At 38.5% G+C, this 25,985-nt stretch carries 23 protein-coding genes, 1 pseudogene and 1 other annotated feature; of the genes and pseudogenes, 1 reads left to right on the top strand and 23 read right to left on the bottom strand.

Going from position 1 to position 25,985, the window contains the following annotated elements; genetic code table 11:
- Positions 1-14: 14 nt before the first annotated feature.
- Positions 15-746: pseudogene (proB, locus tag OZX60_02550) on the bottom strand (glutamate 5-kinase).
- Between the two features lie 218 nt (positions 747-964).
- On the opposite strand from proB, the gene OZX60_02545 reads away from it, so the two are divergent.
- Positions 965-1,114 carry a hypothetical protein gene (locus tag OZX60_02545; GenBank protein WEV45627.1) on the top strand — a complete coding sequence of 50 codons (150 nt, stop codon included), beginning with the start codon at positions 965-967 and terminating at the stop codon, positions 1,112-1,114.
- A gap of 134 nt (positions 1,115-1,248) precedes the next feature.
- Here the strand turns inward: OZX60_02545 and OZX60_02540 are convergent, their stop codons facing one another.
- The 22 genes from OZX60_02540 to alaS form a co-directional block, all read right to left on the bottom strand.
- The gene (locus OZX60_02540) at positions 1,249-1,524 is read right to left on the bottom strand and encodes an HU family DNA-binding protein (protein ID WEV45626.1); all 276 of its coding nucleotides are present in this window, start codon (positions 1,522-1,524) and stop codon (positions 1,249-1,251) included.
- Positions 1,525-1,641: 117 nt separating this feature from the next.
- Positions 1,642-2,313 carry a YpmS family protein gene (locus OZX60_02535; protein ID WEV45625.1) on the bottom strand — a complete coding sequence of 224 codons (672 nt, stop codon included), beginning with the start codon at positions 2,311-2,313 and terminating at the stop codon, positions 1,642-1,644.
- Between the two features lie 49 nt (positions 2,314-2,362).
- A complete protein-coding gene (locus OZX60_02530) occupies positions 2,363-3,193 on the bottom strand; it encodes a DegV family protein (GenBank protein WEV45624.1) in 831 nt (276 codons plus the stop codon).
- A 107-nt stretch (positions 3,194-3,300) separates the two neighbouring features.
- Positions 3,301-5,739 carry a DNA gyrase subunit A gene (gene gyrA, locus OZX60_02525; GenBank protein ID WEV45623.1) on the bottom strand — a complete coding sequence of 813 codons (2,439 nt, stop codon included), beginning with the start codon at positions 5,737-5,739 and terminating at the stop codon, positions 3,301-3,303.
- Between the two features lie 338 nt (positions 5,740-6,077).
- Positions 6,078-6,551, bottom strand: a complete 474-nt coding sequence (greA, locus tag OZX60_02520; protein WEV45622.1) for a transcription elongation factor GreA — start codon at positions 6,549-6,551, stop codon at positions 6,078-6,080.
- 19 nt (positions 6,552-6,570) lie between these two features.
- Complete coding sequence (gene mltG, locus OZX60_02515; protein WEV45621.1) at positions 6,571-8,328, bottom strand: endolytic transglycosylase MltG; 1,758 nt, start codon at positions 8,326-8,328, stop codon at positions 6,571-6,573.
- A 102-nt stretch (positions 8,329-8,430) separates the two neighbouring features.
- The gene (locus OZX60_02510) at positions 8,431-8,937 is read right to left on the bottom strand and encodes a GNAT family N-acetyltransferase (GenBank protein WEV45620.1); all 507 of its coding nucleotides are present in this window, start codon (positions 8,935-8,937) and stop codon (positions 8,431-8,433) included.
- Positions 8,938-9,030: 93 nt separating this feature from the next.
- Complete coding sequence (locus OZX60_02505; protein WEV45619.1) at positions 9,031-10,497, bottom strand: alpha-amylase; 1,467 nt, start codon at positions 10,495-10,497, stop codon at positions 9,031-9,033.
- A gap of 139 nt (positions 10,498-10,636) precedes the next feature.
- A complete protein-coding gene (locus OZX60_02500) occupies positions 10,637-12,406 on the bottom strand; it encodes an ABC transporter ATP-binding protein (GenBank protein WEV45618.1) in 1,770 nt (589 codons plus the stop codon).
- Positions 12,399-14,111 (bottom strand): ABC transporter ATP-binding protein, encoded by a 1,713-nt coding sequence (locus OZX60_02495; protein ID WEV45617.1) that lies wholly within the window; start codon positions 14,109-14,111, stop codon positions 12,399-12,401. Before OZX60_02495 ends, OZX60_02500 begins: the two co-directional genes overlap by 8 nt.
- Before the next feature lie 78 nt (positions 14,112-14,189).
- Complete coding sequence (locus tag OZX60_02490; GenBank protein ID WEV45867.1) at positions 14,190-14,828, bottom strand: uracil-DNA glycosylase; 639 nt, start codon at positions 14,826-14,828, stop codon at positions 14,190-14,192.
- A gap of 147 nt (positions 14,829-14,975) precedes the next feature.
- Complete coding sequence (locus OZX60_02485) at positions 14,976-15,596, bottom strand: FMN-dependent NADH-azoreductase (GenBank protein WEV45616.1); 621 nt, start codon at positions 15,594-15,596, stop codon at positions 14,976-14,978.
- Positions 15,597-15,750: 154 nt separating this feature from the next.
- Positions 15,751-16,098, bottom strand: coding sequence for a 50S ribosomal protein L19 (rplS, locus tag OZX60_02480; protein WEV45615.1), 348 nt, complete (start codon positions 16,096-16,098; stop codon positions 15,751-15,753).
- Between the two features lie 131 nt (positions 16,099-16,229).
- A complete protein-coding gene (gene trpA / locus OZX60_02475; GenBank protein WEV45614.1) occupies positions 16,230-17,006 on the bottom strand; it encodes a tryptophan synthase subunit alpha in 777 nt (258 codons plus the stop codon).
- Position 17,007: 1 nt separating this feature from the next.
- The gene (trpB, locus tag OZX60_02470) at positions 17,008-18,204 is read right to left on the bottom strand and encodes a tryptophan synthase subunit beta (GenBank protein ID WEV45613.1); all 1,197 of its coding nucleotides are present in this window, start codon (positions 18,202-18,204) and stop codon (positions 17,008-17,010) included.
- Positions 18,201-18,800: a phosphoribosylanthranilate isomerase gene (locus OZX60_02465; protein ID WEV45612.1), complete on the bottom strand. Its 600-nt coding sequence runs from the start codon at positions 18,798-18,800 to the stop codon at positions 18,201-18,203. The genes trpB and OZX60_02465 overlap by 4 nt, the downstream gene beginning before the upstream one ends.
- On the bottom strand, positions 18,800-19,558 hold the full coding sequence (gene trpC, locus OZX60_02460; GenBank protein ID WEV45611.1) for an indole-3-glycerol phosphate synthase TrpC: 759 nt from the start codon (positions 19,556-19,558) through the stop codon (positions 18,800-18,802). The genes OZX60_02465 and trpC overlap by 1 nt, the downstream gene beginning before the upstream one ends.
- Positions 19,559-19,566: 8 nt before the next feature.
- Complete coding sequence (gene trpD / locus OZX60_02455; protein ID WEV45610.1) at positions 19,567-20,568, bottom strand: anthranilate phosphoribosyltransferase; 1,002 nt, start codon at positions 20,566-20,568, stop codon at positions 19,567-19,569.
- Positions 20,561-21,139 (bottom strand): aminodeoxychorismate/anthranilate synthase component II, encoded by a 579-nt coding sequence (locus OZX60_02450; protein WEV45609.1) that lies wholly within the window; start codon positions 21,137-21,139, stop codon positions 20,561-20,563. Before OZX60_02450 ends, trpD begins: the two co-directional genes overlap by 8 nt.
- 1 nt (position 21,140) lies before the next feature.
- Positions 21,141-22,511 (bottom strand): anthranilate synthase component I, encoded by a 1,371-nt coding sequence (gene trpE / locus OZX60_02445; protein ID WEV45608.1) that lies wholly within the window; start codon positions 22,509-22,511, stop codon positions 21,141-21,143.
- Positions 22,512-22,563: 52 nt separating this feature from the next.
- Positions 22,564-22,818: a binding site (T-box leader), on the bottom strand.
- Positions 22,819-22,947: 129 nt separating this feature from the next.
- Positions 22,948-23,322, bottom strand: coding sequence for a glyoxalase (locus OZX60_02440; GenBank protein ID WEV45607.1), 375 nt, complete (start codon positions 23,320-23,322; stop codon positions 22,948-22,950).
- The gene (alaS, locus tag OZX60_02435) at positions 23,315-25,933 is read right to left on the bottom strand and encodes an alanine--tRNA ligase (GenBank protein ID WEV45606.1); all 2,619 of its coding nucleotides are present in this window, start codon (positions 25,931-25,933) and stop codon (positions 23,315-23,317) included. The genes OZX60_02440 and alaS overlap by 8 nt, the downstream gene beginning before the upstream one ends.
- Between the last annotated feature and the right edge of the window lie 52 nt (positions 25,934-25,985).

The raw sequence follows: 25,985 nt of genomic DNA, 5'->3' as shown, positions 1-25,985 counted from the left end.
ATCTTTGGGTTACGTCCATTGGCAAGGACCATAGCCTTATTATTTTCTAAAACAACATCCGCTGCCTTAAGTTTGCTGACCATGCCTCCTGTACCAAAGCGTGATCCTGTTTCACCTGCTTGCTCCATCAGTTTTGAATCAATCTTAGAGATTTTAGTATGTAATTTAGCTTCTGGATTTTCCAGGGGATTGGCTGAGTAGAAACCATCCACATCTGAAAGCATAATCAAAACATCTGCATTCACAAGTGAGGTTACAATGGCTGACAGTTTATCATTATCACCAAATTTTGTCTTGTGGTCCATTTCCTCAACAGCAACCGTATCGTTTTCATTAATAATTGGAATAATATCCATTTTAATTAACTGCTCGATGGTATTGGTAACATTTTCTCTACTTACCGGGAAATCGACAATATCACGTGTTAAAAGAACTTGTGCTGTCTCCTGGTTGTAGGTTGAAAATCTATGTGCATACATGCTCATAAGTGTTGCCTGACCAAGGGCTGCTATTGCTTGCTGCTCAGGAATTGAACTAGGTCTTTCCTTAAGATTTAACTTATCAAGGCCGACCCCAATGGCCCCAGATGTTACAAGAATTAATTCTTTACCCTTCTTTTGAAGGGCCGATAGAGAAAAAGCCAGTTGATCAATGCTCTCAAGATTGACACTTCCATTTTCATGAATTAAGGAACTTGTTCCAATTTTTACGACTATTCTTTTTGAATCCTTTAATAATTTATTCATCAGCTTACTTTCCTAATATTTATATTTTTTCAATTATACCAAATTATTGTGATTTTTTCTCACTTTACTGATTCTTATGTTATTTAAAGGGAAAATTCCCTTCTTCCAAGTCTCAAGGCCTAAATATTTGCAAATCATTTTTTTAGATGCTATACTCAGGGAGGAATTTCGTAGAAAATACCGCCTTTCAAAATCTATACCAAGAAAGGAGAATGCGTATGACATTCTACAAAAATGATTTAGCTTACCGCGTAACTCTTGATACTGACCTTAATTTATTTGTGGTAATTGACAGAAATAATTCTAATCATTTCGCAACAGGTACAACTATCGAGCAAGCCGTAGCTGAACTAGAAAAAACAATATAGGAGATAGCGATTAATCATGGATGATTATTACTCGCAGTAGGAAGCATTTACCGGTAAATTTGGGTGAATGCTTTTGTTGTGCCAAAAATTACCAATAAAAAAATCCCAAGCAAGGCCTGGAATTCTTCGTTTTATTATTTTACTGCGTCTTTCAGAGCTTTACCAGCTTTGAAGGCAGGTACAGTAGTTGCAGCGATTTCAAGAGTTTTACCTGTTTGAGGGTTACGTCCTGTACGTGCTGCACGTTCGCGAGTTTCAAAAGTACCAAAACCGATAAGTTGTACTTTATCACCTTCAGCAAGGAAGTCTGTAATTGATGCAAATACTGCGTTTACTGCAAGTTCTGCGTCTTTTTTAGTAAGTTCAGCTTTTTCTGCAACTTTTGCTACTAAATCCTGCTTGTTAGCCATTATTAATTTCCTCCGAAATTGTTTTTATTGTTTACCCTTAGGCACTATAATTCTAACAAATAATATCCTACAAGGCAAGTATTATAGGGTCTTTGGCATATTTGAGCGGGCTTTTTATCATTTCTGAAGTAAATCAAAAACAATCTTTTCGTTCTTCAAATCAATTTGACTGGCTTCAACGATAAAGCCATCATCTAGAGATAAATTTGATAAGTCAATTGTAATTTTTTCCTTGCTAGGGTTTACCACAATAAAGTTAGGAAATTTATAACTCTCCTTGATATAAGTTAAGGCCTTTTCCTTAGGAAGATTAAGGCTACCAGCTGTCAGACTATCAACTACCAATTCAACATTTCCATTGTCTAGTACTTGAGGAACAAAGGTTATAGTGAGAGGAAACTTGGCAAAAAAGAACTGGTAACTACCAGTTAAGGTAATTTTATCTGCAATATTTAAGTTATAATTTTTACTCTTATAGTTTTTCTCTAGGTAATAATTGACCACATGATTAAGCTCTGAGCTTGTCATTTCAACTTTAGCCACCCTACTTGCAACTTCTAGATCGTGGTCTCCCTCATTTTCCATAGTGATTGTAGGTTGAGACCAGGGGGCAAATACCTTAAGGGCCAAAAAGCCACCTCCAGCCAAATTTAGTCCTAGTAAAACAATAAAAAAGTACTTCCAAACATTCCTTGACTTCGCTTTAGGACTGCTTTTTTTATCAGCTTTCTTTTTTTTAAGAAGGAGATATTTTTCCTTCGATATTTTTCTAATATTCTTATTTTCCATCTTGCCTCTTAATCTTCTTGATAATAGAAAAAGCTATCTTAAGATAGCTTTATTCATATTCAACCATAACAGCCCATGCGCCAGGTCCAGCATGAGTTGTTATAGTTGAGTTTGTTTCCAAAATTGTAATTGGATTTTTAACATAGGGTTGAAGGACTTCTTTTATATGTTCACTAAAGGATAAATTATCTGCATGAGATATTCCAATTTCCTTTATTTTTTTACCCTCAAGGCTGGCTGCAAATTCATCAACCCACTTTTGGAAGGTCTTATTACCGCGTCCCTTAACCTCTTGTTCAAGTTTTACGTCACTCAAACTTAGGATAAGCTTAATATTTAAGAAACTACCTACTAGCCCTGCTGCATGGCCAATCCTACCACCTTTGATCAAATTTTCAAGGGTGGCAACACCAATAAATAATTGCGAACGACTACGAATATTTTCAATGGCAGCAAGGATCTCCTCCTTACTTGCTCCTTCTTTTGCTAGTCTCGCTGCTTCTACAACTTGGAATTTTAAAGCCTGGTCAATAAATTTACTATCAACAACTGTAACATTTGAATCTGAGATGTTTGATGCCTGTCTTGCCGATTCCACTGTACCACTTAAGACCTTGGTCAAGTGAATAGAAATAATCTCACTTCCATCTGCGCCTAAATTGTCATAAACTTCCGCAAATAAACCTACTGGCGGTTGACTGGTCTTAGGTAAGTTTTTGCTGGCAGCCATTTTTTGTAAAAATTCTTTTTGATTTAAATCACTATCCTGATAAGAAACTCCATCAATTGTAATCGTTAATGGAACTACCGTTATATCTAGTTCTTCTATCAAATTAGGTTCAATTGTAATTGTTGAATCTGTTACAATTTTTATTGCCATCTTTACACCACATTCCTATCTAAATTCTCTTGTCATTATATCAAAAAATTCACAGGCTGTCGCCTATGAATAATCTGATGATTCAAACAATCATTTCTTATCTATCCCTAATCTTCAAGGGGAGCAGTTTCAGCTTCAATCAAGGTAAAACCAACAATCTTAGCTGCAGCATCCAACTTCATAATTTTAACACCCTGAGTAGAACGCCCAGTTTGAGAAATACTATCCGTACTTGTTCTAATAATAACCCCTGTATTGGTAATGACAATTACATCCTCACCTTCATTTACAGTTGCAAGGCCTGCAAGTTTTCCAGTTTTTGAAGTTATCTTCATGGCCTGAACACCTTTACCGCCACGGCCCTTGGTTGGATATTCCTTGGCACCTGTTCGTTTTCCAAGACCATTTTCAGAAATTACGAGAACCTCTTTATCATCAGAAATCAAGCTTGTTCCAACAACATAATCTTCTTCACGTAGATTAATCCCACGGACTCCACTTGCACTGCGTCCCATATTCCTAATGGTCTCTTCCTTGAAGCGAATGGCATACCCATTGTGGGTACCGATAATAATTTCCTGGTTTCCATCTGTTAAAAGAACACTAGTCAATTCATCTTCTTCACGTAGACTAATAGCCTTTAGACCATTTTGCCTAATATTAGAGAATAAACTAGCTTCCGTTCTCTTAACTAGTCCCTTCTTGGTTGTAAAGAAGAGATACTTATCTTCAGCTGATCTTTCAACATTGATTACCGTTTGAACTTTTTCACCTTCATCAAGTTTTAAAAGATTAACTAAAGGCAGTCCCTTAGCAGTACGACCATACTCAGGAATTTCATAACCCTTAAGTTGGTACACTCGTCCAAGGTTAGTAAAGAAGAGAAGATTATCATGGGTATTGGTCGAAATAAGATGCTTGATAAAGTCATCATTATTTAAGCCGCTACCTTGGACCCCGCGACCACCACGTTTTTGAGACCTAAATTCATCCTGGGTCAGACGCTTGATATAACCATCTTTAGAAAGGGTAATCAAGACTTCTTCTTTTTCGATTAAATCTTCATCTTCAATCGAGATAACTTCGCCAACTAATAGCTCAGTCCGGCGATCATCCGCATAACGTTTTCTAACCTCATCAAGTTCACCTTCAATGATTGTTCTAACACGCTCTGGTTTACTTAAAATATCTGAAAGATCAGAGATTAGGGCAATCAACTCATTGTATTCTTTCTCAATTTTATCTCTTTCAAGACCAGTCAGGCGGCGTAAACGCATGTCCAAAATTGCCTGACTTTGACGTTCAGATAGACCAAAACGCTCCATAAGCTCCGCTTGAGCACGAGCATCCGTGTCACTTTCCCGAATAATTGAAATTACTGCATCAATATTATCAAGAGCAATTCTTAGTCCTTCCAAGATATGAGCACGGGCTTCTGCACGGGCCTTGTCAAAACGGGTTCTGCGTTCAACCACCTCAATTTGGTGGTTGATATAGTGCTCAAGAATTTCTTTTAGACCAAGAATTTTTGGTGCCCCGTTAACGATGGCAAGCATATTGAAACCAAAGCTTGTTTGCAGGTTAGTCAGTTTAAATAAATTATTTAAAATAACACTCGCACTCGCATCCCGTCTAACTTCCATGATAATGCGAATACCATCTCGGCTAGACTCATCTCTTAGGGCTGTAAGGCCTTCAATTCGCTTGTCGCGGCTTAATTCCCCAATACGTTCTACAAGTTTGGCCTTATTAACCATGTAAGGAATCTCAGTAACTACAATTCGCTCACGACCTGTTGCCGTAGTTTCAATATGGGTCTTGGCTCTAAGGATAATTGATCCACGACCAGTCTCGTAGGCCTTGTGGATACCAGAACGTCCCATAACCAAGGCTCCTGTTGGGAAATCTGGCCCTGGAAGGACTTCCATCAGCTCTTTAGTCGTTGCTTCAGGATTTTGCAGCATTAATTTTACAGCATCAATTGTTTCACCCAAATTATGAGGCGGAATATTTGTTGCCATCCCAACTGCAATCCCAGTTGTTCCATTAACCAAAAGGTTGGGGAAGCGGGCTGGAAGAACTACGGGTTCCCGCTCAGTCCCATCATAGTTATCAACAAAATCGACAGTCTTTTTGTTAATATCACGAAGCATTTCAAGGGCGATTTTACTCATCCTAGCTTCGGTATAACGCATGGCAGCTGCTCCGTCTCCGTCCATTGAACCGAAGTTTCCGTGGCCATCAACCAGCATATTGCGGTAACTCCACCACTGAGCCATTCTTACCATCGATTCATAGATGGCTGAGTCTCCGTGTGGGTGGTATTTACCCATAACATCCCCTGTAATACGGGCAGATTTCTTATGCGGTTTATCAGGGGTTACACCAAGTTCATTCATTCCGTATAAAATACGGCGGTGAACCGGCTTAAGTCCGTCACGCACGTCAGGTAGAGCACGAGCCACAATTACACTCATTGCGTAATCGATAAAACTAGTCTTCATTTCCTGGGCTAAATTTACATCTTTCAAGTGCTTATCTTGCATATTTTATCGGCCTCATTCTCGTAGTATAATTACGAATATTATACCATATTTTAAGTAAAATTACATCAAATGTGCGTAAAGATATCCCTTGAGAAGTCTAAGACTTCTAAGAGAAAATTACTGGTTAAAAAACCTATTGAGACACTCAAAAATATAACAAAAAGTTGAATAATTCGGTAATCAGTATGACTCTTAAAAATTTTATTAAAATCTAGTTTGGATAAAATATTAAAAGACAGGTATATAAAAATTAAGTGACTAAAAATCCTTGTCAATTCTTGTACTACATTCATTTTAACCTCCACTAAAAAGACCCACTATTAAGTGGGCCCTCTATCTTATTTTACTTCAGTTATCTTGACTTCAATTTCTCCAAATGGAAGTGAAATCTTAACTATGTCACCAATCTTACGGCCAACAAGGGCTTGGGCAATCGGTGATTCATTTGAAATCATACCAGTAAATGGATCAGCTTCAGCACTACCCACGATTGTATATGTTTCAATGTCTCCTGCAGGAAGTTCTTGGAAGGTTACTGTTTTTCCAAGAGCAACTTCATTTTTATCAACTGAATCACTGTCAATAATTACAGCATTGCGTAGCTGATTTTCAACAATTGAGATACGTCCTTCAATAAAGGCTTGTTCATCTTTTGCTGCATCGTACTCGCTATTTTCTGAAAGGTCTCCGTAGCTACGAGCAATTTTGATACGCTCTACCACTTCAGGACGCTTAACTAATTTTAGGTTTTCTAATTCCTGTTCAAGTTTTTCCTTACCTTCAATGGTCATTGGAAATGTTTTTTCAGCCATGTTATCTTCCTTCACTTTTCTATTGAACTTGGTCGTTCACGTATTGTTTTACATATTTTTCATGCTCTTCCAAGGTTTCAGAATAATAGACCTTACCAGTTGTTACGTCTGCAACAAAATAAAGGTAATTATTGTCCTTAGGATTGATAGTAGCCTTAATTGCTGCTAGCCCTGGGTTAGCAACTGGTCCCGGTCCAAAACCTGTATGAATATATAGATTATAAGGCGAATCAATGTTAGTGTCAATAGTTGCATCTTCTTTAAGGGTCGTTTTTTGACCAGCGCGACCTTCAGCATAAAGAATAGCAATATTACTTTGAAGAGGCATTCCTAGGGTCAAACGGTTGTAGAAAACTTGGGCAATATTTCTGCGGTCTTCGTCATTTGCTCCTTCTTTTTCAACAAGGGCAGCAAGACTTAAAACTTCATTAACCGTTAGATTCTTAGTCTTTATTTGCTCATAAAATGGAATCAAGGCTGTATTCATAGCCGCAACCATTTCCTCTGCTAAAGATTCAACGGTTGAGTCCTTAGTATATTCATAAGTTGCTGGGAAAAGATAGCCCTCTAATTGATACTTAACTTCCCCTTTTTGGCCCATTGTCTCTGTTAACTGTGGATACTTCTCCTTCATACGATTAATAAAAGCGTCATCTGAAACAACTTTTAAGAAATCATCTTTAGAGAACGGACTTGCATCCTTATCTTTTGATCCTGCATTAACAGTGATTGCTTCAGCTATCTGCTCTAAAGTATAACCTTCTGGGATAGTAACCTTACCAAGACTTGGAACTTGAGGTTGCTCTGTTCCACCCTCTGATAATTTTTCAGTAATGGCTTCTAAGTTCATACTTGGGCTAAAGTTATAGTAACCACTCTTAAAGCTACTCTGGCTTTTAAACTTTGTATAGTACTGAAAGGCTGTAGCACTTTTAATTATGCCATTTTTTTCAAGAATGGAACCAATCTGCTTATTACTTGATCCATTGGGAACTTCAACTGTTACATAAGATTCATTGTTTTTATCCATTGGTCCCAATGAACTTTCAATATATCTGTAGCCCATAAATCCAGCTACAGCTAGTAAGATTAAAAGGATTAAAGAAATAGCCGTAATTATTTTTCGAGCAATGCTCTTCTGCTTCTTCCTATTGGCTCTTGTATATTCAGTTCTCTCGCTAGACCTATCTAATGGTTCAAAATAGGCATTTTCATAGTTCCTTGAATCTTCTCTGTTAGAAGGCTCCTTCATATCAGAACTTTTATTTTCCATATGACTGTCCTCCTCTTTTTTGATTTGTGCCTGACTTGCTTGATTAGATTCATCCGTATCGTCAGCCTCTACTTCAGATGCCATAACCTTGGAAACATCCTTAAATGATGTTTTTTCTTTAAGATCAGCTAGTTCTTCAACTACAACTTTTTCAAGTTCTGGTTCGATTTCACCAATGGTTACCTGTTCAGTAGCGTGATCTGGTTCAAAGGCATTTTCAAGTTTTTCAGATTTATTAAATGCTTCATGTTCTGAAATTCTTGACTGCACATAGCTATCATTAATTGAAGCAACAGGTGCTTCCTTTAATTCTGTGGTTTTTTCCTCTGATTTAGAGAAGCTATCATCTGCTTTAGTTGATAAAACATCCTCTTTAATACTAGAATCTTCAAATAGGTCATCATCAAATTGAGATGCTTTTTTCCTATTCTCTTCAAGTTGGGCTAAAATTTTCTCCCTAAAACTTTCATTCGAAAATCCCTTGCTATCCTTCTTTTCTTTCAAAAACTTATCTCCTTATGTCTTTTTCTTAAAAACACCATCCTAATTATACCCTAAAATATTTCATTTTCAAAGATGGCTTAATAAATAAGCTTATTCCACATTTTAGGAATGTTTTTTAATATATGATTTCCCTAAAATATCTAAGTCATATAATTTTTCATCCATTAAGGCCACTTGAGGCAAATGCCCCCACGGGGTAAAACAATTTTTTAAAAATAGTTTCTGACTGGCTTGATTATGACCAAAAATAAAGGCCAGTAAAGTATCGATTCCCAATCTACTCACTTGACTTTCAGCATAGGTTAGAGCCTTTTGACCAAGTCCTAATCTTCTAAAGGAAGTATCCAAATAAATTGATATCTCTGCTGTTTTTGAGTAAGCAGGCCGACCATAAAAATCGGAAAAACTCATCCAACCGGCTATTTGACCTTGGTAAATAATTAACCACAGTGGACGTTTGTCCGGGTTATGAGCTTCAAACCAACCTATACGAGATTCAACCTCAATCGGCTCCAAATCGGCAGTTGAAAGTCTTGTTGGTACCGCTTGATTATAGATTTCAACAATTCGGCCCAGGTCCTCTTTTTTAGCATACCTAAATTCAATCATAATACTCCTTATCTACCTGGAAAAATTTATCTCCAGGGCCCCTTTGACATTATATCATAAAGTGATTGCAAGATTTAGCTCAACCAAACCTAACTACAATTCCCTGGCCAAATCTTCTTGCACATAAACTGATACTTGACCTCCATTTACAGGAAATACCCCTTTTCCGTCTCTATCAAGAGTAACTCTGCTGCCATTATTTTTTAAAATATCAACAAATACCTTGTCCCTATGAAGGGCACTAACAGTCATCTCCTTTTGATTATCTCCTCCATTAGTCATAATAACAACAATTCCAGAATAGTCCTCGTTGAAATCCCCTGTTAAAACCCAGGCAATACAATTTGGGTCATCAAAATAATCAACCTGCTTGCCAAAGTCAATCTTATATCTTAGTTTGAGAAGAGTTTCAAGTCCGGAACCAACAGGATTAATTCCCTGGGACGGAATACCGTACAAGTCGCCCCAAAAAACAACTGGCACCCCTTGCTTTCTCAAAAGAATTAAAGCATAAGCATGGAGTTTAAACCAGCCTTCGACCCAGGATTCTAGACTCTGTCCCGGCTGGGTATCATGATTATCAACAAAGGTTACCGAAAAGTCCTGATGATCTTCAATCAAGGTTCCCTTTAAAATATTTCTCATGTCAAATGATCCATCAGACTTAGCCGCATTGTACAAATTATAATGGAGGGGGACATCAAAAAGACGGATTATATTGCCTGATGAATTTAGGTAATCAACTAGTCTTGATAAGTCATCTGACCAATACTCACCCACAACAAACATGTGGACACCCTTCTCGCTTCTTCGCTTCAAAAGCCAGTCCACATAATAGTCAAATTCGATATGCTTAACAGCATCAAGTCTATAGCCATCAACATCTGTAAGTTCCAAGTGCCACTTACCCCACTGGTCTAGCTGGTCTACAGTCTCCTCGTATGACATATCCAAATCACAACCCATAAGGTAGTCATAATTCCCATTTTCCCAGTCTACATCCTGATTCCACCCTCTGTCATCAAAGTTAAAAATAGCATGTGACTTGGTACGCGCATCATAATCAACTCCAGAAAAGTTTTTCCAGGTCCAAATATAATCATTGTACTTTCCCTCGCGTCCCGGAAAGGTAAACTTAGTCCAAGCTTCAATATTTTCCTCTGGCGAAATTTCCTGGTTACGATTATTGGGATTATACTTTGCAGCTGGAACAACTTCCGTTTCATCAGCTCCAAGCATCTGGTTGAAAACAATATCAGCATATACTTCCATATCATAATCATGGATGGTCTTAATGGCTGACAAATAGTCATCCTTAGAGCCATATTTAGTTAAAAGGGTCCCCTTTTGTTCAAATTCTCCAAGGTCATAGCGGTCATAAACTCCGTAGCCCACGTCATCCCGACCCCCAGAAGCCTTTGATGCTGGTGGGAACCAAACAGCCGAAAAACCTAGGCTTTTGAGCTGGCTAGCCTTTGAAGCTAGATTGTTCCAATGTTTACCATCGTTGGGTAAATACCACTCAAAGCCCTGAAAAATAACCATATTTCTTTTTTTCATATTATCCCCATCCCGTCTATTTAACAGTATTTATTCATGTAATTTTATTAAAAATAATATGACTAAGCAAATAAAAAGTTATCGTATTAATAACGCTTACAAAAAATTTGATAAAATAAAAAACTAAACTCCTTAGAGTTTAATTTTTAAATTGAGATTCATAAATTTGATAGTATTGACCCTTATTTTTCAAAAGTTCAGCATGGGTTCCCTGCTCCACAATTTTTCCTTGATCCATGACAATTATTTTAGTGGCTGATTTAATGGTCGCAAGCCGGTGGGCAATAATAAAACTTGTCCTTCCAACCATCATTTTTAAAAAGGCCTCAGAAATCTTTTCCTCAGTCAAGCTATCAACAGAACTTGTTGCCTCATCGAGAATCAACATCTTAGGGTGGCTAAGCATGACCCTTGCTATGGTAAATAATTGGGCCTGTCCCTCAGAAATTTTCATTCCTTCTTCTCCAATAAGTGTATCAAGCCCGTGGGGAAGTCTTTTTACAAAGTCATACATGTAAGTTTCCCTAAGAACATCATTAATCTCCTGGTCACTTGCCTGGGGATTACCATAGATCAAATTATCCCTAATACTTCCATCTATCAACCAGGTATCCTGAAGAACCATACCAAAGTTTCTTCTTAAACTATTTCGTGTAACTGTCCTAATATCATGACCATCAATCTTTATAGATCCTGCATCAACATCATAAAAACGCATCAGAAGATTAACCAAGGTTGATTTTCCAGCACCGGTCTTTCCAACAATAGCAATCTTATCCCCCGGATTAGCCTGAAAATTAAAATTTTGAATTAGAGGCTTATCTGGCCTATATGAAAAATCAACATCCTCAAAGATAATTTGACCTTTTACATCCTGCAAAACCTGCAGATTTTTATCTGAGGACTCTGAGTTTTCTCCCAAAATAGCAAAAGCTCTATTAATTCCAACAAGACCTGTTTGAATAGGTGTTATTAAGGCTGAGATTTCAATAAAGGGCTTGGTAAACTGAGAGGCGTAAATAGTAAAACTTGAGATAAGCCCGACACTTATGCTACTTTTTCCAATCAAAATCAGATAGGCACCAACAAAACCTACAGCCACATAAGCCAGGTGATCAACAAAACGAGACAGAGGATTAGTTAATGAGGATGAAAATTGAGCCTTCTGCCCCTTAACATAAAGGTCCTGATTAATCTTTTCAAATGTCCTCTGGTCCATATCCTCAGCTTGAAAGGCCTGAATTAACTTCTGGTTTCCCACTCTTTCACTGACAAAGGCTGAAACCTGACCGACCAGAGCCTGTTGGTTTATAAAATCATTTTGCGAAGCCTTAGCAACCAGCCAATTTGTTAGAAAAATTACAGGCGTTGCCGTCAGAACAACAAGAGTTAAACTAACATTCATCTTGAGCATGGTAACTAAAGACAACAAGATAACAGCAAGACCTGAAAATATCTGATTATAGATAGAACTTACAGCCAGGGAGATATTATCCATATCATTTGTAAACCTACTACTTATATCACCATGAGGATGGGTATCATAATAGCTCAAAGGCAGGCTATTTAACTTGGTAAAGGTATCCTTTCTAAGATCTCCAACAGATAAATAAGAAACCCTATTTCCTAGGACTTGAATTAACCACTGGCTAACACTTGTTAGGAGGACCAGTCCAATAAAAATTAAGATGATTTTACTAAGATTTGTAAAGTTAACCTCATTTTTTCCAATCATCTGGTCAATTACCTGGCCGATTTCATAGGTTAAATAGACCGAGGTAATCCCTGAAAGAAGACCAAGGGCAACAGCTGCAGAATTTTCCCACTTGTATTTTAAAATATATGGAAGGAAATCCCTAAAAGCTCCGTAATGTTTATGATTATTGGTATTTTCTTTAGCTTTAGTCATTCTTATCCTCCCTCTGAGAATCTACAATTTCCTTATATAAATCACAAGTTTCAAGTAGATATTTATGACTACCACGACCTACAAGTTTTCCACTGTCAAGAACTAAGATTTCACGGGCTTCCTCAATTGATTTTAACCTCTGGGAAACAATTATAATCGTGCAGTTTATTTCCTTAAGGGCCTGCCTTAAATTGTACTCCGTTTGATAGTCTAAGGCACTTAGAGAATCATCAAGAATTAGTATCTTAGGTTTTCTAATTAGGGCACGCGCTATGGTCAATCTTTGCTTCTGTCCCCCTGAAAAATTCTTACCACCCTCAAAAATTTCAGTCATTAAACCTTCAGGTAAATTCTTAATAAAATCTTCAGCCTGAGCAAGCCTCAAGGCCTCCCAGCAGTCTGCCTCACTTGCATCTTCTTTTCCTAAAAGAAGATTATCCTTAACAGTCCCTGAAAAGAGGACTGATTTTTGAGGTACCACAGCCATAAGCTCCCTCAATTTATTTAAATTCCATTTTTTTACATCAATGTCATTAACCTCAACACTTCCAGCTGATGCATCATAAAATCTTGGTATTAATTGAGTTAAGATGGTCTTTCCAGAGCCTGTCGGTCCAATGATACCCAAACTTTCTCCGGAATCAATGGTAAAATCAATTCCTTCCAAAGCAAGGCCTGAATCAGCTGAAAATCTAAAATCAACATCCTTGAAACTTACTTTCCCGCCAGTAGCAGTAAGACCGTCACTTGACTCCCTGTCAATACTTACAGGTGAAACAAGAATTTGATCAATCCTTTTTGCAGAAGCATAGGCCCTAGTAAAAATTACAACTAGGTAAGATACTGTAATAAGGGCTAAAAGCATTTGGTTCATATAATTAACAAGAGCTAAAATTTGTCCCTGCTCTAAATTACCCAGATTAACCTTAAATCCTCCCAGGTAAAAAATTCCAATAATACCCAGATTCATAATCAAGGTAGTCATTGGGGTTAAAAGAGCTGAAAGATTTGAAACTTTTAGGGAAATATCTGCTAGCTTGTCTGAGGCCTGATCAAATTCCTCCTCTTCACTTCCCCTTCTGGCAAAGGCTCTAATAACCCGAACACCAGACAGATTTTGGCTGACCAAACGATTAATCCCATCAAGTCTTTTTTGAACCTTGGAATAAAGGGGAACTGATTTAACAGTTATCAGAAAAAGAATCAAACAGAAAATAGGAAGCAGGGCTAGAAAAATTAAACCCATTTGAAAGTCAATGTAAAAGGCCATAATAACTGAACCAATACTTAAAAAAGGAGCCCTAATTAGAAGTCTAATAAACATGGCCAGGGCCAGTTGAACCTGGTTTACATCATTTGTCATCCTCGTTATAAGGGTATCTGAGCCAAACTTATCCAGTTCCTTATAAGATAATTTATTTATCTTTGCCATTAGGGCATTTCTAACCTCAGTACCAAAGGCCTGGGAAGCAACCGAAGCATAATACTGGCAGATAACCGCTGCTATAAGGCCTAATAAAGATAGACCAAGCATACCTAGGGTTAACTCTCCAACCTTGGCCCAATTATTCTTTTGGATTCCCTGGTCAACCATAGAGGCCATCAAAAGGGGTAAGAGAAGCTCAAAAACTGCCTCAAGAAATTTGAAAACAGGGCCCAAAAAAAGTTGCTTCTTATATTTTTTCGTATATTTTAATATGGACATCTAAATCCTCCTTAACTAACTCCACGTTTCCTCCCATTATAGCACTTTAAAAGGCAACAAAAAAATCCCTAAGGATTTTTATGTTTTCAAAAGATTAGATAGGTTTATCCAGTCTTGTTCAATAATTTCATTAAGACTTCTCTTATAAATAACTGATGCTGGATGATAAAGGGGAAAAATAGTGTACTCTTCCTCTGTCCATTCATAGCTACTAAAAGATTCATTAAGCTTAAGAATTCGTGATTTAATAACTTGTCCGTGACAGTCTGATACCTTCCACTTATCTCCCAATAGCCTTTTTAGGGCGATGTTCCCCATCGGAGCAATAAATTTTGGTTTGATTTTTATGATTTCATAATCAACTAAGGGAGCGTGGGCAAGTATTTCTTTTTTATTGGGTGTTCTATTAGGAAAGCTTTCGGTAATTTTTCCAGTTTTTTCACTAACCTTTTTCCGTATAGTATAAGGCCTACTTCTAACAGTACTTGAAATATAAAGGTCTTCCCGTTTAAGTCCTGCAAGCTTAAGCCAACTATCAAACCAAACACCTGCCTGACCACTAAAAGGAATTCCATTTTCAATCTCTGTTTTTCCAGGCGCCTCGCCTAAAAGCATAAGCTTTGCATTCTCATTGCCCTGGCCTGGTAAAAAACCCTCCATGGTAAAACCCTGGCTCGCCCTTGTAACTTGGTCAATTAATTTCTTTGGATATTTCATCATAAATCTCCTTATAATTTAAGCAAGTAAATCTAATTTTCTCCCATTCCAGTCTAGCAGATTAATTTCCTTTCATAAATTATTTACCTATTTTTAATAACTAAAAAACCCTAGTTAAAAATTCTATTTAACCAGGGAGTATTTAGATTAAAATTTCTTAGCTAAATCATTAGCCTTACTAATAGCTTGGCCAACAATCTCTTCTGTTCGTTCTGGCTGGTAGTCAGCTCCCTCAATATAGATAGTATCAATATCATTTACACCGATGAAATTAAAGATATTTTTTACATATTGGGCTGCTGGATCTTCACCACCATAAACTCCACCGCTTGCTTGAATATGTAAAACTTTTTTATCTCCTGCAAGACCTTCTGGTCCTTCAGCTGTGTATCTAAAGGTTTTACCTGCAACGTTAATTGTATCAAACCAAGCTTTTAAACGGGTAGGAATATTTAGATTCCATAAACCATTTGCCACAATAACCTTATCAGCTGCTAAAAATTCTTCTGTCGACTGAGCAAAACGTCCAATCTTAGCTTGTTGATCAGGTGTTAGGTCAGAAAATTCTGCCCCACTTTGAAGAAGTCCCCAACCAGATAAAATATCTGCATCAATTTCTGGAAAATCTTCCGCATATAAGTCAACTACTTTAACCTCATCTTGAGGATTTGCTTCACTATAGGTTCCTAAGAACTCTTCAAATACTTTTACTGATTTTGATTTATCCCCATCAAGTGGGTGTCCTTTTACTGCAAGTACTTGTGCCATGTGTTTTCTCCTCAATAATTTTTTCAATATTCTGATGATTATCTATCAACATTTACATAGTCTACTTAAAAAAATTATATATGTAAAATAAGTTGCTCATAATTTTTAATAAGGGTTGAAAATAAAAAAACTCCCAAAGGGAGTTTTTAAAATCTTAACGACGGATTTCTTTAATACGAGCTGCTTTACCTTGTAATGCACGTAGGTAGTAAAGTTTAGCACGACGTACTTTACCGTGACGGATAACTTCAAGTTTTTCAACACGTGGAGTGTGTAGTGGGAATGTACGTTCGACACCAACACCGTTTGAAATTTTACGAACTGTGTAAGTTTCGCTGATTCCAGCACCACGGCGTTTGATTACAACACCTTCAAATAACTGGATACGTTCGCGAGTTCCTTCGACAACTTTCGCGTGAACACGTACAGTGTCCCCTGGACGGAATGATGGGATATCGCTACGTAGTTGACCTTCAGTAAGGCTTTGGATTAATGGATTCATGTTTTCTATTCTCCTTCTCGATAATCTTGCAGTACTTGTCTCCAGCGGATTACCTTTAATTTTATATGTCCATTCACATACTTTTTTATTCTAACACATGAATCAAGCCTTAGTCAAGAGCATATTTTTATTTATTGATTACCCAGTTCAATGGCCTGGGAAATAAAGCTATCTAAATCTGGGTATTTATTGTCTTTAAGCTTATCAACAATGTAAGATCCTACTACTACACCATCTGAAACCTTGTGGAATCTTGCAACATCCTCAAGCTTTGATATCCCAAAGCCTGTAACAACTGGAATGGGAGATAGGTTCCTTAAGGTTGATAGATGATTATCTAGTTCTTCTTGGTAGGCATTTTGTGTTCCTGTAACCCCATTTAAGGCCACGGCATAAATAAATCCTTGGGCTCCGTCAACAAGCTTCTCCTGCCTTTTTATATCTGTTGTAATAGATACCATTCGAATGAGGGCAAGATCTCTTGAATCTACTAAAGGAGCTATCAAATCTTCATGTTCATAGGGTAAATCGGGAATGATAAGACCAGCTACATCCGTTGCCTCCAAATCATCTAGTAAATTTTCTAGGCCATACTGGAGGACTGGATTGAAATAAGTCATTAAAATTAATGGTGCCTTGCTTTTAATCTTTCCAAGCTCTCCTACCACCTTTCTTAGGGTCGTATCTCTTTCTAGACTCCTAAGACCTGCTAGTTCAATGACCGGTCCATCAGCTACTGGATCAGAAAAAGGAATTCCAAGTTCAATCGCTGAAACACCGTGATCATTTAAATAGTCTATTGTCTCCTGTAAGCCATCAAGTCCCCGTTCATGATCTCCTGCCATAATATAGGGAATAAAAATTTTTTTCTCACCTTTAAGTTTTTTGGTCAAAGTCTTTGTCTTCATATCAATTTCTCCCTGCTAAAATTTCTCGAACTTGCTCCACATCTTTGTCTCCCCTACCTGACAAGCAAACAATAATTACTTGATCCTGATCCAAACTTGCAGCAAGTTTTACAGCATAAGATATTGCATGAGAACTCTCAAGGGCTGGAATGATTCCTTCAGTCTGGCTTAAAAGTTGAAAGGCCGCTAAGGCTTCCTCATCAGTTATAGCCTCATATTTTGCCCGCCCAATTCGCTTGAAATAACAATGCTCGGGTCCAAGACCAGGATAATCAAGGCCTGCAGAAATTGAGTAGGCCTCATCTATCTGGCCGTTCTCATCTTGAAGGAGATCCATGTAGGCTCCGTGAAGGACACCCGGACGACCCTTGGTGATTGTTGCTGCATGGCGTTTGCTTTCAAGTCCTTCTCCTGCTGCCTCAACCCCGTAAAATTCAACCTCTGAATCTTCAAGGAAGGGATAAAAAAGTCCCATGGCATTACTTCCACCACCAACGCAAGCCACAAGAGCATCTGGTAGTTTACCTTCGATTTGAAGAATCTGCCTCCGAGCCTCCCTACCAATGACTGACTGGTAGTCTCGAACAATTTGAGGGTAGGGATGGGGTCCAAGAACACTTCCTAAAATATAATGAGTGTCCTCAACATTGGCTGCCCAAGCCCTTAAAGCTGCATTTACCGCATCTTTTAAAACCTTAGAACCATCAGTAACAGCTACCACCTTAGCTCCTAGGAGTTCAATCCTAAATACGTTTAGGGCCTGCCTTTTAACGTCCTCTTCTCCCATGTAAATTGTACATTCCATCCCAAAAAGTGCCGCTGCTGTAGCTGTGGCAACCCCGTGCTGGCCTGCTCCCGTTTCTGCAATAATCTTATTTTTACCTAACTTTTTAGCTAAAAGAACCTGGCCTAGAGCATTATTAATCTTATGAGATCCCGTGTGGTTTAAATCCTCCCGTTTAAGGTAAATCTTAGCACCTCCAAGTTTTTCGCTTAAATTTTTAGCAAAGTACAAAGGATTCTCGCGTCCCACATAATTTCTTAACAGATCTTCAAACTCCTCTTGGAATTCCTGATCATCCCTGCTGGCTTCATAGGCTTCTTGGAGTTCCTTAACTGCTGTTATTAGAGATTCAGGAATGAACTGCCCTCCAAAATCCCCATAAAATCCCTTTTCATCTGGCATTGAATAACTCATACTTTTTCTCCTATTACTTTTCTTGTAAATAAATCTATTTTTTGTAAATCCTTTTGCCCATTAGACTCAACTCCGCTTGAAACATCTACTCCTAGAAGATGGCCAGAAAAATATTCCAGGGCCTGGTCAATATTTTCCAAGTTCAACCCTCCAGCCAGAATAAATTTTTCCCCCAACTGCTCTAAGGGTAAATTTTCCCAGTCAAATCTTTGACCACTACCAGGCTTCTTTCCATCAAGAAGGAAGATGATTTCCTTTCGATCAGACTGATAATCCTTAAATTTTTGGTAGTCATCAAGAGCTTTAATAACCGGCAGCTCTATTTTATCGATATAGGATAAATCCTCCTGCCCGTGGAGCTGAACCACATCAAGACCCGCTAAATTACTAAGTTCATTCACAAGTTTATAATCTTCATCAACAAAAATACCAACTTTCTTAATCTCTTGTGGCAAACCTTGAGTAATTTCCCTAACTTTTTTATAGTCAACCTTCCTTTTAGACCTACTAAAAACAAAACCCAGATGACTGGCTCCTGATTGAACTGCCTGCTTGACCTCCTCCTTCCTTTGAAGACCACATATTTTGATAATCATTATCTAACCACCCCAATCTCTTGCACTTTAATAACTGGATTTTCTGCCCTCATCAGGGTTTCACCAACCAAGAGGCCATTAAAATCTTTGGCCAAACTATGGCTATCAGCTGCTGTTTTTATGCCACTTTCTGAAATATAAAAGCGGTCTTCCTTAAAATATTTGGCAAGATCAAGGCTGGTCTGTAGATTAACTTCAAAACTCTTGAGATTACGGTTATTTATACCAATCAGCTGGGCGCCTAATTTATGGGCTGCATCAAGTTCTTCTAAATTATGCACCTCAACAAGTACCTCTAAACCTAAAGATTTGGCATAAGTAAACAACTCCTCCAGGCGGCTTTCTGAAAGGGCTGCAACTATTAGTAAAACTATGGTTGCCCCAGCATTGATAGCCCGGTTAATCTGGCGTTCATCAATTATAAAATCCTTATTAAGAGTTGGAATATTTACGGCAGCTGATATCTCCCTTAGGTATTCAATATGCCCCTTGAAATAAGGCTCATCTGTTAGAACTGAGATGGCAAGGGCTCCTGCCGCCTCATAAGTTTTAGCCTGATCAAGAATATCAATATCCATATTAATGGCCCCAAGACTTGGACTCGCTTTCTTTACCTCAGCAATTACCCCCAATTTTTGTTGATTCTCTCTCAAATAATCTACTAATTTATAGGTTTTTCTAAGCTCTTGCGATTTTACCTCATCCATTTGCTCAACCTCTGTTTTTTTATGAGCTAAAATTTGATCTAAAAATTCCATTCTTTCTCCTAGCTTTGATATTTTTTGAGCAGTTCAAGTTTTTCCATGGCCCTACCCTGAAAAATTAAATCCTTAGCAAGATTAACACCTTCCTTGATGCTTGCTACCCTACCATTTGTGAAGAAACCAAGACCAGCATTCAGAGCTGTTATCTCCAAATAAGGTGATTGTTTGCCCTTTAAGACATCCACTAAAATTTTAGCATTATCACGCGCATCCCCTCCCCTTATATCGGCAAGGGAAATTTCTTCCACGTCCAAATCTTGAGCTGAAAAAGAACCCAAACTTACCTCCCCTTGGTCAAGGAGGGCATAGTTATTTACCCCACTTAAATTGGCCTCATCCATTCCACCAGCTCCACTGATTACAAGGGCCCTTCTTCGGCCCAAATTACCTAGAACCTTGGCTGTTTCTTCAATAAAATCTGGCCGACTGGTTCCAAGGAGCTGGCAGTCTAAATTAACTGGATTAATCAGTGGCCCAGTTAGATTCATAATGGTTGGGAGGGCCAAATTTTTTCTGACAGGCATAATTTTTTTCATTTGCGGATGCAGGTTGGTAGCAAAAAGAAAGACAATACCAATTTCTTCAAGTACCTGAGCAAGTCGTTCAGGACTTAGCTCTAAATTAATCCCCAGTTCTTCAAGGACATCTGCACTACCTGATTTACTTGAAATACTCCTGTTGCCATGCTTGGCCATATTAATTCCACCGGCTGCAAGAACAAAGGCTGCAGTGGTTGAAATATTAAAACTGTCACTATAGTCCCCTCCTGTTCCGCAATTATCCATGGCATCTGTCAAGGAGGTTGGAATTTGAGTGGCACGAGCCTTCATGACCTTGGCAAGACCTGTCAATTCATCAACACTTTCTCCCTTCATTTTTAGGGCTGTCAATAAAGATGACAACTGGGCCTCATTGTAGTTTCCTGAAAACATATTAGAAGCAACCTCCATCATTTCTGCCACTGATAAATTTTCAAAGTTTATAATCCTTCTTAACTTATCCATTTTTCACAACCTCCAAAAAATTTTCAATCATTTTCATTCCATCAGGACTTCCAATACTTTCAGGATGAAACTGTAGACCGTAAACCTTTAAATCATCATTTTCAATGGCCATAATCTCCTGGTCATCACAGGACTTGGCTGTAATTTCAAAACCTACAAGTTCCTTACTTTGATCCATGGCCAAACTATGGTAACGCATGACTGGAACAAGATTATCCATTCCCTTAAATAGCCTTGTCTCCTGTCCCTTATGTTCAATCAAGCTTTCCTTACCATGCCTGACCTTCTTTGCAAGGCGTAATTTTCCACCAAAAACCTCGACAATGGCTTGAAAGCCCAAACAAATTCCTAGTATGGGAACACGTCCTGCCATCTGTTCAATAATTTCCTCCATGCGACCTGCATCCTTGGGCCAACCGGGTCCCGGGGAAAAAACTAAGGCACTTGCCCTTTCTAGATAAGTATCTAGGTCCTTGTGGTCATTTCTCACAACAACCAAATCTGATTTCATCCCTATGTACTGGGCTAAATTAAAGGTAAAAGAGTCATAATTATCAATTAGTAGTATCATCTTAATCTCCTAAGTCGGTAAACAAACGGGCCTTATTCAAACATTCCTCATACTCCTTTTGAGGGTCACTATCATAAACAATTCCTGCACCTGCCTGAACATAGGCTTTATGATCTTTGACCAGCATGGTTCGAATGGCGATAGCAAAGTCACAATTATCATTGTTGGAAATGTAGCCAATGGCACCCCCGTAAAAATTACGCTTGACTGACTCAAACTCATAGATTCTTTTAAAAGCTCTATTTTTAGGAGCACCTGACAGAGTACCTGCTGGAAGAGTTGAGATAAGAGCATCGACACTACCAAGGCCTCGCCTTAGTTTACCCTTAACCAAACTAACCAAATGCATTACATAGCGGTAGGATTCAACTTCCATAAAAAGTGGTACCTCAACCGTTCCGTATTCAGAGATCCGACCCAGGTCATTTCTTCCCAAATCAACCAACATCTTATGCTCGGATTGCTCCTTTTCATTATTTTTAAGTTCTTCAGCCAGTAGCTTGTCCTCATATCTATTGCGCCCCCGCTTAATAGTTCCTGCTATCGGATTTGTAGTAACTACACCATCTTTAGTTGCGACTAAACTTTCAGGCGAACTCCCTAAGATTTGAAAATCTGAAAAATCAAGGTAGTAAAGATAGCTAGAAGGATTTTCCAATCTAAGTCTTCTGTAGTAGTCAAAGGGATTAGCTTCTATATCTGCCTCAAATCTTTGACTCAATACAATTTGAAACATATCTCCCTGTCTAATTAACTCCCGAGCTTTTGTTACCTGATCTTTAAACTGATTTTGGGAAACATTTGCTTCGAAAGAAAGTTTTTTTACATCCTTATTTTGATACTCCTGTTTACAAATTTGTTTGAGGTTTGTGATCACATCCTCTAGGGATTTTTCCATCTCTTTTTTAGTACGATTACTGTAAAGATTATCTTCAACGAGAATGACCTTTTCCTTTTTATGGTCAAAGACTACAAATGATTCATAGAGCATAAAGTAAAAATCTGGTATTTTCAGTTGATCATAGTTTTCAAGCTTTATTTTTTCATAAAAGGCATACATGTCATAACCGATATAGCCAATGGCCCCAGCCTGAAAGGGATAGTCAACGGATGACGAAGGTGAATCTGTTTTTAAGGTTAATTGAGATAGGTAGGCCAAGGGGTCTGGAGTTTCAACAACTTTTTGGTCGACAATCAAGTTTCCATCAATAAATTTAATATGACTTACCGGGTTACAGGCAATGATTGAATACCTGGAATCCTCATTATTCCTCGGTATGCTTTCTAAAATAACCTTATTAGTGCCCTCTAAGCGTAAGTAAATGCTTATGGGAGTTAAGTAATCTCCACTAACTATCTTTTCAATTCTCATCAACCAGTCCTCCACTAAAAAATCAACAAAAAAACCACAGGTAAATATCTTACCTGTGGGCGAAAATATCCGCGGTACCACCACAATTAAAACTGTCATTAGGGTAAACCAAAAAACCTATTTTGACAAATTTTATCTCAATCCTCTAACAAGGACTTGTCTGATATCGGTGACTACCGTGATTCTTATTTTTTCAAATCAATTTAAAGAACAAAGTCCATTCACAAGTAATCCACCATTGGCTCACACTAACCGCCAACTCCCTGAAGGTTTCTATCCAGCTACTCTTCTTTGTTATTGTTTTATATATTATATTTATTTTTTTTACCTGTCAAGAATAATCTATAAATTTTCTAAATTATCTGATTTTAAGATTTTATTTAGCCATAAAATAAAAGACCAGTCTATTTAACTGATCTTTTATTTTTATCTATCTCTATTGTTCTTCGATTACAGCATAGAAAGTTCCTTCGTTATCAGCGAAATTAGTAACTTTCGCTCCATTTTCAAAGGTCATAATATCACTGGTTTTTCCACCAGCTGCCTTGATCTTTTTATTTAATTGGTCAAGATTAGGGGCATGAAAGAGGACGGCTGGTTTATTTTCAGCAACCTCTGGTGAATACATGCGCACCTGGTTGATGTCGTATAGGTTGAAGATAGCTGAGCTATCCTCAGTTGGTCTGATCGAAACAGAACTTGCCCCCGTAAAATCAAGGGTTTCTTCAACCGTAAAACCAATCGCCCGCCAGAAGGCCGCATTTTCTGCGACATTCTCGACATAGAGCATGATTTCAGCCTTCTTATCCAATGTTTTCTCCCACTTTTTCTAGAAGTTCTGGAATTCCAGCTGCCTTAGATCCTCCGGCCATGGCCATATCTGGTTTTCCGCCACCACGTCCGTCAATGTACGGAGCAAGAGCTTTTACAAGATCCCCTGCTTTTACAGCCTTGTCCTTAGAAGCCACAAGAAGGTTTACCTTGTCACCAATTGCAGCAACAAGAACTAAGATGTCACTAGCATCTCCTTGTTTCCAAACGTCAGCTAGGTTACGTAGAGCTCCAGCGTCTTTTACAGAAACTTGTTCTGCGATATAGCTTACACTTCCAGCTGTCTTAACATTTTTGAAGACTTGTTCAGATTGGGCTTGGGCCATCTTAGCTGATAGGCTTTCATTTTCCTTTTGAGCATCACGAAGGTCAGATTGAAGGGCTACTACCTTGTCAACTAGGACATTCATTTGTGGTGCCTTAACTTTCTCAGCGATTTCCTTAAGAACTTTTTCTTGGTCCTTGAATGCTTCATAAGCTTGTTGACCAACAACAGCTAGAACACGGCGAGTCCCTGAACCGATTCCTTCTTCTTTGACAATCTTGAAGAGGCCGATTTCACTTGTGTTTGAAACATGTGTTCCCCCACAAAGCTCGATTGAGAAGTCTCCTATTTTAACCACGCGGACTTCTTTCCCGTATTTTTCACCAAAGAGGGCCATAGCTCCCATTTCTTTAGCTGTATCAACGTCAGTTTCAACAGTTTCAACCGGAATGGCATGCCAGATTTCTTCGTTGACACGACGCTCAATTGCTTCAAGCTCTTCAGGTGTTACAGCTGAGAAATGTGTAAAGTCAAAACGAAGGAATTCTTCTTCGTTTAGAGATCCTGCTTGGCTGGCGTGTTCCCCAAGAATTTCATGAAGGGCTGCATGAAGGAGGTGAGTTGCTGAGTGGTGGCGGGTAACACCGTTACGACGTTTAGTATCAATGGCAAGCTCATAAGCCTTACCAGTTTCAAGATTTCCTTCAATCTCAACAGTGTGCAGGTGTTGGCCGTTTGGAGCACGTTGAACGTCAACCACTTTTGCGACAAGTTGACCATTTTCATCACGGATAACCCCGAAGTCTGCAACCTGTCCACCCATTTCAGCATAGAAAGGAGTTTCCGCAAATACTACTTGAGCACTTCCTGTTGCTGAATCAACACGAGTATCGTCTTGAACAATAGCAACAAGCTCACTTGTTAATGCATCAAGATCATAGTTGAAGACTGAATCATCAACAAGACCAGCAAGAACCTCACTTTGAGCTCCCATACTTCCACCCTTAACAGCTGCCGCACGAGCACGGTCTTGTTGCTCCTTCATGGCTGCCTTAAATCCTTCGTGGTCAATCTTGAAGCCTTGATCAAAGGCAAGCTCTTCAGTAAGTTCCACTGGGAAACCATAAGTATCGTAAAGTTTGAAGATGTCCTCACCTGAAAGGGTGTCTTTACCAGCCTCTTTAAGTTTAGCTAGAAGCTCTTCAAGCAGACTTGAACCAGCATCAATTGTGCGGGCAAATGTTTCTTCCTCACGTTTAACAATTTTTTCAATGAAATCTTTCTTGTCAGAAACTTCTGGGTAGTAAGATTCCATGATACGTCCTACAGTTGGGACAAGTTTGTAAAGGAAGGCATCATCGATTCCTAGTTTGCGGCCATGCATAACAGCGCGACGAAGTAGACGACGAAGTACATATCCACGTCCTTCGTTTCCTGGAAGGGCACCGTCACCAATGGCAAATGAAAGTGAGCGGATATGGTCAGCGATAACCTTGAAGCTCATTGGATCCCCGTACGGATCATAAGTCTTACCAGAAAGTTTTTCAACCTCACGGATGATTGGCATGAAGAGGTCAGTTTCAAAGTTGGTTGGAGTCTCTTGAACGATTGAAACCATACGTTCCAGACCCATCCCCGTATCAATATTTTTCTGAGGAAGTTCCTTGTACTCGCTTCTTGGCACAGCAGGATCAGCGTTAAACTGGCTAAGTACGATGTTCCAGATTTCGATATAACGATCGTTTTCAAGGTCTTCTTCAAGTAAACGAATTCCAATATTTTCTGGATCATATTTTTCACCGCGGTCAAAGAAGATTTCTGTATCTGGTCCACTTGGTCCAGCACCGATTTCCCAGAAGTTGTCTTCAAGTGGAATCAGGTGATCTGGTTCAACACCAAGTTCAATCCAGCGGTTGTATGAATCTTTATCTGCTGGGTAATAAGTCATATATAGTTTGTCTTTAGGAAGGGCAAACCATTCAGGGCTTGTTAAGAGCTCAAAGGCCCACTCAATAGCTTCATCACGGAAGTAGTCTCCGATTGAGAAGTTACCAAGCATTTCAAACATGGTGTGGTGGCGGGCAGTTTTTCCGACATTTTCAATGTCATTTGTACGGATGGCCTTTTGAGCATTGGTAATCCTTGGATTTTCAGGGGTTACACTTCCATCAAAGTATTTTTTAAGGGTAGCAACACCTGAGTTAATCCAAAGCAAAGTTGGATCATTTACTGGAACCAAAGATACTGATGGTTCAACAGTGTGGCCTTTACTTTCGAAGAAGTCCAGATACATCTTGCGGACTTCAGTTGATGACATATTTTTCATGATTTCTCCAATATTTTTATTATTACTATGGCATTTTACCATATTATTTACA

The organism is Streptococcaceae bacterium ESL0687 (genome assembly GCA_029392475.1).
In the GTDB taxonomy this organism is placed as follows: domain Bacteria; phylum Bacillota; class Bacilli; order Lactobacillales; family Streptococcaceae; genus Floricoccus.
The sequence above is the reverse complement of the archived record's forward strand: the minus strand, read 5'-3'. Positions and strand labels throughout refer to the sequence as shown.

What these genes read in the sequence shown, in the direction of transcription:
- OZX60_02510 (WEV45620.1), bottom strand. Translation starts at nt 8,937, where the DNA reads ATGATTGAATTTAGGTATGCTAAAAAAGAGGACCTGGGCCGAATTGTT.
- trpC (WEV45611.1), bottom strand. Translation starts at nt 19,558, where the DNA reads ATGGAATTTTTAGATCAAATTTTAGCTCATAAAAAAACAGAGGTTGAG.
- trpD (WEV45610.1), bottom strand. Translation starts at nt 20,568, where the DNA reads ATGGATAAGTTAAGAAGGATTATAAACTTTGAAAATTTATCAGTGGCA.
- OZX60_02545 (WEV45627.1), top strand. Translation starts at nt 965, where the DNA reads ATGACATTCTACAAAAATGATTTAGCTTACCGCGTAACTCTTGATACT.
- OZX60_02450 (WEV45609.1), bottom strand. Translation starts at nt 21,139, where the DNA reads ATGATACTACTAATTGATAATTATGACTCTTTTACCTTTAATTTAGCC.
- greA (WEV45622.1), bottom strand. Translation starts at nt 6,551, where the DNA reads ATGGCTGAAAAAACATTTCCAATGACCATTGAAGGTAAGGAAAAACTT.
- OZX60_02490 (WEV45867.1), bottom strand. Translation starts at nt 14,828, where the DNA reads ATGAAATATCCAAAGAAATTAATTGACCAAGTTACAAGGGCGAGCCAG.
- OZX60_02535 (WEV45625.1), bottom strand. Translation starts at nt 2,313, where the DNA reads ATGGAAAATAAGAATATTAGAAAAATATCGAAGGAAAAATATCTCCTT.
- OZX60_02485 (WEV45616.1), bottom strand. Translation starts at nt 15,596, where the DNA reads ATGGCACAAGTACTTGCAGTAAAAGGACACCCACTTGATGGGGATAAA.
- OZX60_02505 (WEV45619.1), bottom strand. Translation starts at nt 10,497, where the DNA reads ATGAAAAAAAGAAATATGGTTATTTTTCAGGGCTTTGAGTGGTATTTA.
- rplS (WEV45615.1), bottom strand. Translation starts at nt 16,098, where the DNA reads ATGAATCCATTAATCCAAAGCCTTACTGAAGGTCAACTACGTAGCGAT.
- trpE (WEV45608.1), bottom strand. Translation starts at nt 22,511, where the DNA reads ATGAGAATTGAAAAGATAGTTAGTGGAGATTACTTAACTCCCATAAGC.
- OZX60_02540 (WEV45626.1), bottom strand. Translation starts at nt 1,524, where the DNA reads ATGGCTAACAAGCAGGATTTAGTAGCAAAAGTTGCAGAAAAAGCTGAA.
- trpA (WEV45614.1), bottom strand. Translation starts at nt 17,006, where the DNA reads ATGAAGACAAAGACTTTGACCAAAAAACTTAAAGGTGAGAAAAAAATT.
- gyrA (WEV45623.1), bottom strand. Translation starts at nt 5,739, where the DNA reads ATGCAAGATAAGCACTTGAAAGATGTAAATTTAGCCCAGGAAATGAAG.
- OZX60_02530 (WEV45624.1), bottom strand. Translation starts at nt 3,193, where the DNA reads ATGGCAATAAAAATTGTAACAGATTCAACAATTACAATTGAACCTAAT.
- OZX60_02495 (WEV45617.1), bottom strand. Translation starts at nt 14,111, where the DNA reads ATGTCCATATTAAAATATACGAAAAAATATAAGAAGCAACTTTTTTTG.
- OZX60_02465 (WEV45612.1), bottom strand. Translation starts at nt 18,800, where the DNA reads ATGATTATCAAAATATGTGGTCTTCAAAGGAAGGAGGAGGTCAAGCAG.
- OZX60_02500 (WEV45618.1), bottom strand. Translation starts at nt 12,406, where the DNA reads ATGACTAAAGCTAAAGAAAATACCAATAATCATAAACATTACGGAGCT.
- alaS (WEV45606.1), bottom strand. Translation starts at nt 25,933, where the DNA reads ATGAAAAATATGTCATCAACTGAAGTCCGCAAGATGTATCTGGACTTC.
- trpB (WEV45613.1), bottom strand. Translation starts at nt 18,204, where the DNA reads ATGAGTTATTCAATGCCAGATGAAAAGGGATTTTATGGGGATTTTGGA.